Below are 13,777 nucleotides of genomic sequence, written 5' to 3'. Positions count from 1 at the left end.
GTTCAGCCCTTCGGTCGCTTCAGGTACGCGACGTGCTGCTCGCCCGTCGGACCGGGCAGAACCGAAACCAGTTCCCAGCCATCGGCACCCCACTGATCGAGGATCTGCTTCGTGGCGTGCGTCAGCAGCGGCACCGTCACGTATTCCCACGCGGTCACTTCACTCATGGACTCACCCTATCTGGCGACGGTCAATGGATAAGGTGTTGCGGTGGCCAATGAACAGGGCTCGCGATCCGGGTCGGGTGAGTCGCTCGAATCCGGCGTGACAGACGACGCCTCCGGCAACGGCGTGACAGACCGCTCTTCCGTCGCGGGAGAGAACGAGTGGCCGCAGGCCGCTGCCCGCGCCCGCCTGCATTTCGTGTCGGGCAAGGGCGGTACGGGCAAGACCACCGTGGCCGCGGCGCTGGCGCTCGCGCTCGCCGCCGACGGCAAGAAGGTGCTCCTCGTCGAGACCGAGGGGCGACAAGGCATCGCGCAGGTCTTCGACATCGCCCCGTTGCCGCCGACCGACACCCGCATCGCGACCGCCGAAGGCGGCGGCGAGGTGTCCGCGCTGGCCATCGACATCGAGCACGCCCTGCTCGAGTACCTCGACATGTTCTACAACCTCGGCTTCGCGGGCCGTGCGATGAAGCGGATCGGCGCCATCGACTTCGTCACGACCGTCGCTCCCGGGCTTCGTGACGTGCTGCTCACCGGCAAGATCAAAGAGCGGATCATCCACACCGACAAGCAGGGCAACCGCGTGTACGACGCGGTGGTCGTGGACGCACCGCCGACCGGCCGGATCGGGAACTTCCTCGACGTCACGCAGGCGATGGCCGACCTGGCCAAGACCGGCCCGATCCGCAACCAGAGCGAGGGCGTCGTCCGGCTCCTGCACTCGGAGGAGACGATCATCCACCTCGTGACGCTCCTCGAGGCGATGCCCATCCAGGAGACCATCGAGGCCATCGACGAGCTGCGGGGCAAGAACCTCAATCTGGGCAGCCTCGTCATCAACCGCGTGAGCGCCCCGCACCTACCCGCCGAGGTGATCGACGAGATCGCCGAGGGCCGGATCGACGCGGGGCGAGTCGAGGACAGCCTGACCGCTGCCGGGCTCAAGCTCACGGACGGGGATCTGGCCGGCCTGCTCACCGAGACCATCGAGCACGCGACCCGGCTGCAGGCACAGCAGATCGCGAAGGCCCAGCTCGACGAGGTGGAACTACCGACGCTCGAACTGCCGTCCCTCGGGGACGGTGTCGACCTGGGTTCCATCTACGAGCTGGCCAACCTCCTCCAGAAAGCGGGTGCATGATGCCACTCGACCTCAAGATGGGCTCGGTGCTCACCGACCCGTCGACCCGCGTCGTGATCTGTTGCGGCGCCGGTGGAGTCGGTAAGACGACCACCGCGGCGGCGATGGCGATGTACGCCGCGGAGCAGGGCCGGACCGTGGCCGTGCTGACCATCGATCCGGCCAAACGCCTGGCCCAGTCCCTGGGGATGTCCGAACTCACCAACGATCCGCAGCCGGTCGCGATCGACGGCACGGGCACGCTCGACGCCATGATGCTCGACATGCGACGCACCTTCGACGAGATGGTGCTCGAGTACTCCTCGCCCGAGCGGGCCGAGGCGATCATGGAGAACGCCTTCTACCAGACCGTGGCCTCGTCGTTCTCCGGCACGCAGGAGTACATGGCGATGGAGAAGCTCGGCAAACTGCTCGAGCAGGACCACTGGGACCTGATCGTCGTCGACACCCCGCCGTCGCGAAATGCGCTCGACTTCCTCGATGCCCCGCAGCGGCTGGGTTCGTTCCTCTCCGGCCGCCTCATGAAGGTGCTGGTCGGCGGCGGCCGCGGGGTGGGCCGCATGGTCACCGGCGCGATGAGCCTGGCCATGCGCGGCGTGGCGACGATCATCGGCGGCGACATGCTCCGCGACGTCGCGATGTTCGTGCAGTCACTGGACTCGATGTTCGGCGGGTTCCAGGACCGTGCCGCGAAGACCTATGCCCTGCTCAAACAGCCGGGCACCCAGTTCGCCGTGGTCGCGGCGGCCGAGGCCGACGCGCTGCGTGAGGCCGCGTTCTTCGTCGACCGGCTGTCGGAGGAGTCGATGCCGCTGGCCGGGCTGATCCTCAACCGGACCCATCCGAACCTGACGTCGATCCACGAAGAGGCCGCGCTGGTCGCCCTCGAGTCGGTCACCGACGACCTCGCCCGGGGCGTCCTCGAGATCCACGCCGATCGGGCGGCCACCGGCAAGCGCGAACTCCATCTGCTGCAACGGTTCACGGCCTCGCATCCGCGGGTACCGATCGTCGGGGTGCCGGCGTTGCCGTTCGAGGTGGCGGACGTGACCGCACTGCGCGCGGTGGCCGAGCAGATCACCGGCCGGGGCTGACCTCGCGCTCAGCTGCTCGATGGATAAAGGGTTTCAGACCGCGTCGCGGTGGCGCCGGCGCTGCGCGGCGAAGAACGCCGACCAGGACGTGACCTCCGGATGCTGGCGGAGGAGGGCGCGGCGCTGACGTTCGGTCAGTCCGCCCCAGACGCCGAACTCGACACGGTTGTCGAGGGCGTCGGCACCGCATTCGAGCTGCACGGGGCAGTGGCGGCAGATCGTGGCGGCCTTGCGCTGGGCAGCGCCTCGCACGAACAGATCGTCGGGGTCTCCCCCTCTACAACGCGCCTGAGCAACCCACGCCAAGCGATCCTCTTCGTTGGAAACTGCCGCTGTCGCCATCCGCCACCCCTACCTGTCGTATCTGCGTAGCTGCGAGAACGTCTCTCCCTCGCTGCTCAAGCCACATTTGCAGCGAACTGTTAAGTGAGTCACATTCTGCACTCAATCTAGGGATCTGTGCTGGGGGGCGCAACCCCTGGAAGCAACAAAGTGGGACAACCGTGCAAACTCATCCGTTCGGACGGTCCGCACTCGGCCCTCCCCCAGCGGAAGCGGCCGGTCGCGCCGAGTCCCCGGCGGCCGGTCCACCGCCGCCCTCCACCGACGCCGCGGGCGAGGCAGGGCGATGTTCAGAGGGAACGCACGTATCCTGTCGGGGTGATGTCGAAGAAACTGTGGTCGCTGGCGTGGGCGAGCCTGCTGGCCGGAGTTCTCGTCGCAGGTCTGCTCTACCCGGTGGCCAGCGGAATCGGCGTCGTCTCCAACCGAGCGGCGGCCGCAGTCGAGAACGTGTCCTCTGAACTACTCAACGGCACGTTGCCAGAGGTCACCACGATGACCGACGTCGACGGAAAGCCGATCGCGGTGCTGTTCGACCAGTACCGCTACCAGGTGGGCTACAACGACATCTCTCCCGACATGATCCGGGCGATCATCTCGGTCGAGGACCGGCGGTTCCTGGAACACGACGGCGTCGACTGGAAGGGCACCATCCGTGCCGCTCTGAAGAACTCGTCGTCGGGCGAGGTCCAGCAGGGTGCGTCGACGCTCGACCAGCAGTACATCAAGAACTACCAGCTCCTCGTGCTCGCCCGGACCGAGGCCGATCGCCAGGCCGCGGTGGAGACCACCCCCGCGCGCAAGCTCCGCGAGGTGCGCATGGCGCTCACCCTGGAACAGACCCTGATCGATCAGGCCAAGCGCGACAAGGGACTCGACGACGCCGCCGCCAAGCAGGAGGCGAAGAAGCAGATCGTCACCCGCTACCTCAACGTCGTGCCCTTCGGCAACAACGCCTACGGCATCGAGGCCGCCGCGCAGACCTACTTCGGCATCCCCGCCAAAGATCTGCGCGTCGAGCAGGCCGCCCTGCTCGCCGGCATGGTCCAGTCCAGCTCCGCACTGAACCCGTACTCCAACCCGGAGGCCTCCCTCGCCCGCCGGAACGTCGTGCTGGACACGATGATCGAGAACTTCCCGGAACGCCGCGACGAACTCGTCGCGGCCAAGGAGAAGCCGCTCGGCGTGCTCCCGCGCCCGCAGACCCCGACGCAGGGATGCATCGCGGCGGACAACAACGGCTTCTTCTGTGACTACGCGCTGCAGTTCCTGGCCGAGAACGGCATGTCCCGCAACTCGGTCCTGCGCGGCGGCTACATCATCCAGACCACGCTCGACCCCGAGGTCCAGCGCTCCACCGTGCGGGCGGTGAAGGCTCAGGCGAGCCCGACCGCCGACGGTGTCGCCGACGTGATGAGCACCCTCCGGCCCGGCAAGAAGTCGCACGACGTGCTGTCGATGGCGTCGAGCCGCGACTACGGGCTCGACCTCAATCGCGGCGAGACGATGCAACCACAGCCGTTCTCCATGGTCGGTGACGGCGCCGGCTCGGTGTTCAAGATCTTCACCGTCGCCGCCGCGATGGAAAAGGGCCTCGGCGCGGGGTCCAACATCCCCGTCCCCGGGTCCATCGCCGTCGAGGGCATGGGTAACAGCGGCGGAACCAACGGGTGCCCCGCCAACGCCTACTGCGTCAAGAACGACGGCCGCTATCCGGCCTCGATGTCGGTGACGAACGCCCTGGCACAGTCACCGAACACCGCGTTCGTGAAGCTGCTGCAACAGGTCGGCGTCAAGCCGGCGGTCGACATGGCGGTCCGCCTAGGCCTGCGTTCGTACACCATCCCCGGTTCGTCGGGGTATGGCGAGAAGAGCATGGCGCAGTACGTCAAGGACGGGAACTTCGGCTCCTTCACCCTCGGCCCCCTGCCGCTCAACGGCCTCGAGCTCGCGAATGTCGCAGCCACCCTCGCGTCGGGCGGTACATGGTGCCCGCCCAACCCGATCAAGTCCATCAGCCGGATCAATCGAGACCAGTACGGCAACCCGGTGATGGGGCCCGACGGGCAGCGCGCCCTGACGGCCGTCCCGTTCACGCCGCCGCCGTGCGAGCAGGTCGTGGACGAGGGTCTGGCGCACACCCTCGCCAACGCGATGAGCAAGGACGACGTGGGCGCCGGCACCGCTGCCGGTGCGGCCGGATCCGCGGGCTGGACGCTGCCGATGGCGGGCAAGACCGGCACCACCGAAGCGCACCGCTCCTCGGCGTTCGTGGGCTTCACCAACCAGATCGCCGGCGCCGCATACGTCTACAGCGACGGCCCGAACCCGCAGGGCGTGTGCAGCAGCCCGCTGCGCTCCTGCTACGACGGCGACCTCTACGGCGGCATGGAACCGGCCCGCACCTGGTTCCAGGCCGTCAGACCGGTGGCGACGAAGTTCGGTCCCGTCAACCTGCCCCCGATCGACCGTGAGTACTGGAACGGCAGCGACCGCGGTCGCATCCCGCAGGTCAGCGGCCTGCCTGCGAGCGAGGCGACGTCCCGTCTGCAGGGCGCCGGATTCAAGGTCAGCGAACTCGAGGTCGACAGCGGGCGTCCGCAGGGCACCGTGGTCTTCACCGCTCCGTCCGACTCGGCCATGCCCGGCAGCACCGTGACCATCTATGTCAGCAACGGCCGCCGCGCCGGTGGTGACGAGGGCGGTCCCACCGAGACCACGGTCGTGGTGCCCGGCGTCGGACCGGTGGTGATCCAGCTACCCGGCTGACCGCGATCGGTGAATCGACGCACCCGTCCGCGCCGCTGGAGAAACCGGGACGGAACCGTCGCACGGGATGCGTATTCTGGGGTGATGCAGCACTCCGAACTCGACTTCGCACGCCTCGGCATCCCCCGCCTCGGTACGTCCGGTTCCGGGGTACCCGCCCGCGCTCTGGCCGGCGTGGCGGGGCTCGCCGCGGCCGGGCTGTTCTACTCGACGGTGATCGAGCGCAACGCATTCGCGCTGCGTCACACGACGCTGTCGGTACTCGAACCCGGCGCCACGCCGCTGCGGGTCCTGCACATAAGCGACCTGCACATGATGCCCGGCCAGCGTCTCAAGCAGGCATGGATCGCCGAGCTCGAGGCGCTCGAACCCGACCTCGTCGTCAACACCGGCGACAACCTCGCACACCCGCAGGCCGTGCCGTCGGTGATCCAGGCGCTCGGCGGGCTGCTGTCGCGGCCCGGTTTCTTCGTGTTCGGGTCCAACGACTACTTCGGTCCCAAACCCAAGAATCCGCTCAAGTACTTCAAGAAGAACCATCAGCGCACCCAGGGCGAACCCCTGCCGTGGCAGGACCTGCGGGCGGCGTTCACCGAGCGCGGGTGGCTCGACGCGACACACACGGTCCGCGAGCTGGAGGTCAGCGGGGTGCGGGTCGTCGCGGCCGGCGTCGACGATCCCCACATCGAACGGGACCGGTACGAGACGGTCGCCGGCCGGCCGAATCCGCTGGCTCACCTGCGGCTCGGGCTCACCCATTCACCCGAACCGCGTGTCCTCGACCGGTTCGCCGCCGACGGCTACGACCTGGTCATGGCGGGCCACACGCACGGCGGGCAGCTCTGTCTGCCGTTCTTCGGCGCGCTGGTGACGAACTGTCAGCTCGATCGGTCCCGGGTCAAGGGCCCGTCGAACTGGGGGTCGTCGATGAAGCTGCACGTGAGTGCAGGCCTGGGCACGTCGCCGTATGCCCCCGCGCGTTTCTGTTGCCGCCCGGAGGCCAGCCTGCTCACCCTCACCCCGGTGTCGCACGGTGACGCCGACTACGACGCCGACCAGTCGCTTCCGCAGCTGGCCCGGGAGACCATGTGAGCGCTGACCTTCATCCCCGTGTGAAGGTCCTCGCTTTCGACACGTTCGGGACGGTCACCGACTGGTTCACCGGCATCTCCGGTGCCGTCCGGGCGATCGTCCCGGGTGTCGACTCCGCGGCATTCGCCAAGGAGTGGCGACGCCGGTATTCGCCGATCCTGGCCCGGGTCGAGGCCGGCGAACTACCGTGGCGGCGCCTCGATGATCTGCAGACCGAGACGCTGCACGACGTCGCCGCGCTGTACGGGGTCTCGCTCGACGACGCGCAGGCACGCTCTCTCGTCCGCGCCTGGCGGACGATCCCCGGCTGGCCCGACGCCGCCGAGGGCCTCCGGCACCTGAAACGCGACCACATCATCTGCGCACTGAGCAACGGCACCGTCGCGCTGCTCACCGACATGGCCCGCCACAACGGATTCCCCTGGGACGTCATCGGCGGCTCCGACCTCTGGCGGCACTACAAACCGGCGCGCGAGACCTATTGCGGGCTGGCCGATCTGCTCGAGGCCGAGCCCGCCGAGGTGATGATGGTGGCGACCCACCAGAGCGATCTCGACGCCGCGCGGTCCTTCGGGCTGCGGACGGCGTTCATCGAGCGACCGGACGAGTGGGGCGGGGACGAGAAAGACGATTCCGGTTCGCCGGACAACGACTTCCACGCGACGGATCTGCTCGATCTCGCGCGGCAGCTGAGCGGCTCCGAGAGCGCACCTCTCGGATGACACTCGACGACCTGCTGCGCTGGGAGGACTCCGGGGCGTCGTGGCGGGTGGTCCACCACGGACCGGACGGGGTCACGGTGGGTCTGCTGCGATGCGACGGCGGCGAGGAGGTCGACCGCATCCTCACCGACGACCCGATCATCCTGGCCCACATCGGCGGTCGGCTCTCGTCGGACGAGGACCTCGACTGACCTGCAGAAACGAGGAAGCCCTGACCGGATTTCTCCAGGCCAGGGCCTCTACTGCTTCCCAACCAAAGCGTCGGGGTGGCGGGATTCGAACCCACGACCTCTTCGTCCCGAACGAAGCGCGCTACCAAGCTGCGCCACACCCCGTGTGTAGCCTGCGATAGCTTATACCCCACTTCGGGCGAGTACTAAATCGCCTGGTCAAAGATGTGCCCGGTGTGGCTCAAACACTGTGCGTAAGTGTGTCGCACACCTCATTCTTGTTGTGGTCCATCCGTACCAGAGCCGCCGCGCCGTCGGTCGGGACCAGGAGTCGGCGTACCACCACTGAAAGGACACGCCAAACCATGAGCGCTTCCCCTGACCAGCAGGCCAGCTCGTCTGCCAAACAAGGCTTCGCTTTCGGGATCGCGATCGTGGCCGCCGCGCTGCTGTTCGTAGCCGGTCTGGTCTCGATCTTCCAGGGCATCTCCGCGATCGCGAACGACGATCTGTTCGTGGCCAGTCCCAACTACATCTTCGAGTTCGACCTCACCACGTGGGGCTGGATTCACCTGATCCTGGGCATCGTCGGCATTCTCGTCGCCGGTGGTCTCGCCGTGGGCGCTGACTGGGCGCGCATCTCCGCGATCATCATCGCGTCGTTGTCGATCATCGCGCAGTTCCTGTGGCTGCCCTACTACCCGGCGTGGGCGATCCTGATCATCGTCCTGGATCTGATCGTGATCTGGGCCATCTCCACGTGGAACCCCACCAACGAGTACAACCTGTGACCGACCGGCTCTGAGTCGGTGACAAAAAGTCGCTGAGACGAGGCCTGCGGGGGACCGACCAATCCACGACGCGCATCGGGTCCGAATCGTCTGATGACGCTGCTCCACCGAGGGAGCGGCGCGAACGACGTATCGCACGAAAGGAACACCATGCGCATCACCCGGTCCCTTGCAGCCCTTGTCGCCGGCGTACTCCTCAGCGTCGGCTTCGCCGCTGGGACGGGGCCGGCCCAGGCCGCGCCGCTGGCCCCGGTGGCGAAGGTCGAGGTGGACCGCTACCTCGGAACATGGTGGCAACTGGCGACCGTGCCGTCGTTCTTCGGCGTCACCTGCGCCCGGGACACCAGCGCCACCTACACCTACATCGACGCCAAGACCATCGGCGTCGACAACAAGTGCACCGGCCCGACCGGCATGCGAGGTGGCGTCGTCGGACGCGCGACCGTCGTCGACCCCCAGACGAATGCCCAACTGAGCGTTCGTTTCCCGCAGACCCCGGGGAGCATCAACCCCGGCAGCGCACCCAACTACATCGTCGCCTACCTCGAAGACGGTGCGGACCCCACCGGGCCCTATCAGTACGCGATCGTCGGTGACCCCAGCCGCGGATCGGGATTCCTGCTCTCGCGCGACAAGGTGGTGCCCAACTCGGAATTGCGTCGCCTGACCACAGAGATCGAGAAGGTCGGGTACAACCCGTGCACCTTCCTCGTGTCCCCGACCACCGGCGGGCGCAGCGACTACTCGCCCTTGTGCACGGTGTGACGGCCACCGTCAGACGATGACCAGGTTCCGGCGCAGGCATGAAAATGCTTGCGCCGGAGTCGTTTCAGCTCGCCTCGGCGTCCGGTCCCGAGACCGGTGCCATGCGGCGGAATTCGTCGGGGGTGCACCCGAACTTCGACCGGAAGCGATTGCGCATCGTGGCCGTCGAGGCGAATCCCGATGCGTGCGCGATGGCCTCGAGTTTCAGGTTGCCCGGACCCAGGAGCAACCCCTGCGCCCATTCCAGGCGGCGGTCGGCGATCATCTCGGCGAGCGAGGTGGTGCCGCCGGCGAGTACCCGGTAGAGGTGACGGCGACTCACGTGCAGGTGCCGGGCGACGATCTCGACACTGAAGTCAGGATCACGGAAATTGCGCTCGATGAGGTCGGTGACCGCGGCACGCAAGTACCGCTCACTCGTCCGCATGTCCGACCGTTGAGCACCCGAATTCGATTCCGGCACAACACGTATCGACTGCATGTCCCGACCATTGAGGATTGCGGTCACTGGGTTCCTTCCACACGAGAGCCTGCTCCCACCCGATACCGAGTTTATCGACGCGCACCCTCCTGGTCTTGGGCCTTTGGTCCCACTTTCAAGGATTCTGGTCCCGGGATCGTGCTGCGCGACGACGATTTCCGTGCCACGCGACGACGAGAGACCTGGTCGGGCGTCCAACATCAGGGCCCGGCCGGAACACTCGTCGTAGGGTGTTATCTGTGACCACCGACGACGCCGCAGCCGCTCGACGGACCGAGCTCCGCACGGCCGCGATCAGGGTCGCCGACGAGGTCTTGTTCCCGGCGGCCGGTGAGACCGACCGCACCGGCTCGGTGCCCGACTCCCATTGGCAGGTACTGGCCGACGCCGGTCTGTACGGCATCGCCGCACCGGTCGAGGCCGGCGGGCAGGGACTCGAGTTCGGCGAGGTCACCGAGATCCTGGAGGTGCTGACCAGCGGTTGCCTCGCCACCGCCTTCACCTGGATTCAGCATCACGGCGTCGTGCTCTCGCTGTCCCGGACCCCGAACACCGACCTGCGCGCGGAACTGCTCGATGCGACAGTGACCGGGCGGCTGCGCGCGGGAGTCGCCTATGCCGGGGTCGTGCCCACGCCGCCGCGAATGACCGCAACCGCCACCGACGGCGGCTGGATCCTCACCGGCCATGCACCGTTCGTCAGCGGCTGGGGCGTGGTCGACCTCCTGCAGATCTCGGCGCGCGACGCCGCCACCGATGACGTCGTGTCCGCGATCCTGCGCATGCCCGACCTCCTCGACGGCGCGTCGGCCGGTGCGGTCCGGGCCACGCCCGTCGACCTGTCCGCGGCCGCCGCGACCCAGACGGTGTCGCTGCGCGTCGACGGCCTGACCGTCCCCTCCGATCGCGTCGTCACCCGCCTGGGTCTCGAGGAGTTCTCCGCGACCCAGAACGTCGGCGTCCGGCTCAACGGCACGCTCCCGTTCGGCCTCGTGCGCCGCTGCACCGCGCTGCTCGATGTCGGCGGCCACAGTCGGGAGGCGCGGGCCCTCCGTGAGCGTGCCGACATCGTCCGGACCGCACTCGACGCGGGGATGGCGGATGCCACCGCGCTGCTGGCAGCCCGGGCCGACGCCGCCCGCCTGGCACTCGACGCGGCCGCCGCGCTCGTGGCAGCCACCGGGGGCGCGCACTCGTGCGCGGGTCCGACCCCGAACGCCTCTTCCGCGAAGCCGCGTTCGTCCTGGTCGCCGCCAGCCGGCCGGAGCTGAAAACTGCTCTGGCGCAGCGATTCAGCGGCCTCTGAGGCGTACGCTGAGTGTTACCTGCGGGCCGCCGCCCCGCGGGCGCCGAAGTCGCGTAGGAAGATGGCCTCGGCCAGCGCGATCCGTTCGATCTCCGACGGATCGACGCTCTCGTTGGGCGCGTGGATCAGACACCGCGGTTCCTCGACACCGAACAGCATGATCTCGGCCTCGGGGAACAGCGACTTTAGGACGTTGCACAACGGGATCGACCCGCCCTGTCCCTGGATGAGGACCTCACTGCCGTAGGCGGTCGACAGCGCGTCGGTCAAGGTGTCGTACGCGGGGCCGTCGGTGGAACCGACGAAGGGCGACCCCACGGCCTCACGCTCGAAGGACACTCGCGCGTTCCAGGGCGTGACGCCGCGAAGGTGTGCGATGAGCGCGTCCTGCGCATGCACGGGGTCCATCCCCGGCGGCACCCGGAGGTTGATCCGCGCCCGCGCCCGCGGCTGCACCGCCGCCGATGAGCCGACCACCGGCGGGCAGTCGATGCCGAGCACCGTGGCGGCCGGGCGGGCCCACACCATGTCCGAGACCGATCCCGAACCGACCAGTCCGACCCCGTCGAGAACCGTTGCATCGCTGCGGAACCGATCGGGCGGATAGGACACGCCGCGCCATCGGGCGTCGGCGTCGAGTCCGCTGACGGTGGTGTTGCCGTGCTCGTCACGCAGGGTGGCGAGCATCGAGATGAGGGCCGCGAGTGCGTCCGGGGCGGCACCGCCGAACATCCCGGAGTGCATGGCCGACTCGAGGGTCTCCACCGACACCACGATGTTCGCGATGCCGCGCAGCGTGGTCGTCAGGCTCGGCTTCCCGACGGCGAAGTTGCCGGAGTCCGCGATCAGGATCGCGTCGGCGCGAAGCAGTTCCGGGTTCCGGACCGCAAAGTCCTCGAGGCCACCGGTCCCCTGCTCCTCCGACCCCTCGCCGATGATCTTCACGGTCACCCCGGCGCGGCCGGCGAGTGCCCGCAGCGCGGTGAGGTGTACGACGATGTTGCCCTTGCAGTCCGCCGCTCCGCGGCCGTACCAGCGCCCGTCACGGTCGGTCAATTCCCAGACGGGAGAGTCCCATTCGTCATCACCGAGGGGTGGCTGCACGTCGTGGTGAAAGTACAGCAGGACGGTCGGCGCACCCTCCGGGCCGGGAATGGACCCGGTGATCGCCTTGCTGCCGTCGCTGGTCACGTGTGCGGTGACGTCCTCGACACCGACGGCATGGAACGCTTCCAGCAGCCAGTCGACCATCCCGTCGCACTCCTCGACCGGGAACTGGTCGGGATCGTGTACCGAACGGAACCCGACCATCTCCGCGAGATCCGATCTCGCCTGCGGCATCAGCTCGGCCACCCGCTCCCGCAGTGCTGTCTCGGTCTCTCGCGCAGTCGATTCCACCGGCGATCTCCCCTCTGTCGTCGAATCCGGCGGTTGCGGCCGGCTCAGCTCTTTCCCTCTGCCGCCAGGTCGTACACCTCGAGCTCACCCCGGCCGATGGCTTCCATCATCCTCGAATGATCGGAGTCGTTGAGATCCGCGTAACCGATCGAGAACTCCGCGATGGCGTCGCTGAAACCCCTCGCCGTCTCCAGGTACTGGGCGATCTGCGAGCGACTCGCGGTGCGCGCATGGGCCTGACCGAGGACCAGTCCGCACAACTGCGCGTACAACTTCATCCCGTCCGGGCTCAGGGCCTCGACGACGACCGAGCCCTTGCCGTCACGAAGCTGGCGCACGTAGAAGTCGCGTCGCTCGCCGTTCTCGTCGGTCCCTGTCGACCAGCCGAGGAACAGGTCGCTGGTCGCCTGGAGCAGCCGCTGACCCTCGACCACCCGCTGCCCCTGATTGTCGAACCCCGACGCGGGCACATGGTCGGCGAGAACCGACCGCTGCGCCTCCTTCACCTGGAGGAACAGCGGGTCACCCATCTCCTTGCCGGTGAGCAGGATGATCCACGCCCGCGTCCCGACGCTGCCGACGCCCACCACCTTGAACGCGATGTCGACGATCTCGAACTGGTCGAGGAGGGCCTGCACGTGCAGCGGCACGGTGTCGCGGTAGGCGTCGATCCGCTCCCGGACCCTCTCGGCGACGATGTCGGCGGTCTCGGCCGGAAACCGTTCGTGAAGCGGCACCAGCAGCGGCGGTTCGCTGCGGATGTGCGCGGACCCGTCGGCATCGACCACGCAGAGCTTCGCGAGGGCCTGAGCACTGTCACGATGCCGGGCCTTCTTGAGCGCCTTCTGCGTGCGCTCGCTCATCGACGTGTCCAGCTTCGGTCCGAAGTCCGTCAGAAAGGCGTCGGCGTCGATCCCGGCGTACCAGTTCTCGAGCGTCGTCTGGGTGGCGCTGCGAGCGATGGCCCGCCGATACGCCTTGGCGACGGTCTTGGCGACCTTGCGGTTGGTCGCGTCGTCGAAACCGTTGTTGCGTCCGGCGATCGTGAAGCTCGCCGCGAGACGTTTCACGTCCCACTCGAACGGACCGACATGGGTCTCGTCGAAGTCGTTGAGATCGAACACCATCCGACGTTCGGGGCTGAAGAACAGACCGAGATTGCTGAGGTGCGCGTCGCCGCACAGTTGCGTGATGATCCCGGTGTTCGGGGTTCGCGACAGATCGTCGGACATCACGGCTGCCGCACCGCGATAGAAGGTGAACGGGGTGGCCGACATCCGCGCGTGCCGCACCGGGATGAGGTCGGCGACACGGTTCTGCGCCTGTGCCGCGAGGATCTTCAACGGGTCGGCCCGCTCGGTCGGCGTGGGGCACGCGGCGAGTTCGGCAGCGGCGGGCAGCGTGGACAAGGGTGTCGCCACGGGGTGCTCCTTCATATCGGTGCGGCCCCGCCACCGGCGGAGTAGCAGTTCTCCGGGTCCCGACCGGGGCCCGCGGGAGAACTGCCGCGAACGACGTCCGTCCGGTCCGGGCCGCCCG

At 68.0% G+C, this 13,777-nt stretch carries 13 protein-coding genes, 1 tRNA gene and 1 pseudogene; 9 read left to right on the top strand and 6 right to left on the bottom strand.

All coding sequences use genetic code 11. The features are described 5' to 3' along the window. Positions 1-2: 2 nt before the first annotated feature. The gene (gene sp36 / locus AC3B5T_RS09280; protein WP_004022081.1) at positions 3-167 is read right to left on the bottom strand and encodes a Sp36 family protein; all 165 of its coding nucleotides are present in this window, start codon (positions 165-167) and stop codon (positions 3-5) included. Between the two features lie 43 nt (positions 168-210). Between sp36 and bagA the strand changes: the two genes are divergently transcribed. Together bagA and bagB are read left to right on the top strand one after the other, a co-directional pair. Beyond that, complete coding sequence (gene bagA, locus AC3B5T_RS09275) at positions 211-1,308, top strand: ATPase BagA (protein ID WP_055476957.1); 1,098 nt, start codon at positions 211-213, stop codon at positions 1,306-1,308. Further along, positions 1,308-2,402 carry an ArsA family ATPase gene (bagB, locus tag AC3B5T_RS09270; protein ID WP_044505726.1) on the top strand — a complete coding sequence of 365 codons (1,095 nt, stop codon included), beginning with the start codon at positions 1,308-1,310 and terminating at the stop codon, positions 2,400-2,402. The genes bagA and bagB overlap by 1 nt, the downstream gene beginning before the upstream one ends. A gap of 33 nt (positions 2,403-2,435) precedes the next feature. Here bagB and AC3B5T_RS09265 read toward each other — a convergent pair whose 3' ends face one another. Next, complete coding sequence (locus AC3B5T_RS09265; RefSeq protein WP_004022078.1) at positions 2,436-2,744, bottom strand: WhiB family transcriptional regulator; 309 nt, start codon at positions 2,742-2,744, stop codon at positions 2,436-2,438. Between the two features lie 321 nt (positions 2,745-3,065). Between AC3B5T_RS09265 and AC3B5T_RS09260 the strand changes: the two genes are divergently transcribed. The 4 genes from AC3B5T_RS09260 to AC3B5T_RS09245 all read left to right on the top strand — a co-directional run bounded on the left by AC3B5T_RS09260 (position 3,066) and on the right by AC3B5T_RS09245 (position 7,518). After that, positions 3,066-5,513, top strand: a complete 2,448-nt coding sequence (locus AC3B5T_RS09260) for a penicillin-binding protein (RefSeq protein WP_035718026.1) — start codon at positions 3,066-3,068, stop codon at positions 5,511-5,513. Positions 5,514-5,597: 84 nt separating this feature from the next. Further along, the gene (locus AC3B5T_RS09255; RefSeq protein WP_055476958.1) at positions 5,598-6,605 is read left to right on the top strand and encodes a metallophosphoesterase; all 1,008 of its coding nucleotides are present in this window, start codon (positions 5,598-5,600) and stop codon (positions 6,603-6,605) included. Continuing rightward, the gene (locus AC3B5T_RS09250; RefSeq protein WP_055476959.1) at positions 6,602-7,327 is read left to right on the top strand and encodes a haloacid dehalogenase type II; all 726 of its coding nucleotides are present in this window, start codon (positions 6,602-6,604) and stop codon (positions 7,325-7,327) included. The genes AC3B5T_RS09255 and AC3B5T_RS09250 overlap by 4 nt, the downstream gene beginning before the upstream one ends. Beyond that, positions 7,324-7,518, top strand: coding sequence for a hypothetical protein (locus AC3B5T_RS09245; protein WP_055476960.1), 195 nt, complete (start codon positions 7,324-7,326; stop codon positions 7,516-7,518). The genes AC3B5T_RS09250 and AC3B5T_RS09245 overlap by 4 nt, the downstream gene beginning before the upstream one ends. A 70-nt stretch (positions 7,519-7,588) precedes the next feature. Here AC3B5T_RS09245 and AC3B5T_RS09240 read toward each other — a convergent pair. Then, positions 7,589-7,662: transfer RNA gene (locus AC3B5T_RS09240), tRNA-Pro, on the bottom strand. 200 nt (positions 7,663-7,862) lie between these two features. On the opposite strand from AC3B5T_RS09240, the gene AC3B5T_RS09235 reads away from it, so the two are divergent. Then, positions 7,863-8,288: a DUF7144 family membrane protein gene (locus AC3B5T_RS09235; RefSeq protein WP_014925127.1), complete on the top strand. Its 426-nt coding sequence runs from the start codon at positions 7,863-7,865 to the stop codon at positions 8,286-8,288. A gap of 150 nt (positions 8,289-8,438) precedes the next feature. After that, entirely contained in the window at positions 8,439-9,053 is a 615-nt protein-coding gene (locus AC3B5T_RS09230) for a lipocalin family protein (RefSeq protein ID WP_055476961.1), read from the top strand. A 64-nt stretch (positions 9,054-9,117) separates the two neighbouring features. On the opposite strand, the gene AC3B5T_RS09225 is transcribed toward AC3B5T_RS09230, so the two are convergent. Beyond that, the gene (locus tag AC3B5T_RS09225) at positions 9,118-9,561 is read right to left on the bottom strand and encodes a helix-turn-helix transcriptional regulator (protein WP_010844118.1); all 444 of its coding nucleotides are present in this window, start codon (positions 9,559-9,561) and stop codon (positions 9,118-9,120) included. Between the two features lie 212 nt (positions 9,562-9,773). On the opposite strand from AC3B5T_RS09225, the pseudogene AC3B5T_RS09220 reads away from it, so the two are divergent. Next, positions 9,774-10,840 (top strand): annotated as a pseudogene (locus AC3B5T_RS09220) (acyl-CoA dehydrogenase family protein). 15 nt (positions 10,841-10,855) lie between these two features. On the opposite strand, the gene AC3B5T_RS09215 reads toward AC3B5T_RS09220, so the two are convergent. Both AC3B5T_RS09215 and AC3B5T_RS09210 read right to left on the bottom strand, forming a co-directional pair. Beyond that, positions 10,856-12,238, bottom strand: a complete 1,383-nt coding sequence (locus AC3B5T_RS09215) for a dipeptidase (RefSeq protein ID WP_055476963.1) — start codon at positions 12,236-12,238, stop codon at positions 10,856-10,858. A 44-nt stretch (positions 12,239-12,282) separates the two neighbouring features. Further along, the gene (locus AC3B5T_RS09210; protein WP_197282823.1) at positions 12,283-13,674 is read right to left on the bottom strand and encodes a DUF2252 domain-containing protein; all 1,392 of its coding nucleotides are present in this window, start codon (positions 13,672-13,674) and stop codon (positions 12,283-12,285) included. Positions 13,675-13,777 lie beyond the last annotated feature (103 nt).

It is taken from the genome of Gordonia sp. G4 (genome assembly GCF_057770005.1).
This window is presented reverse-complemented; position numbering and strand designations above follow the sequence as displayed.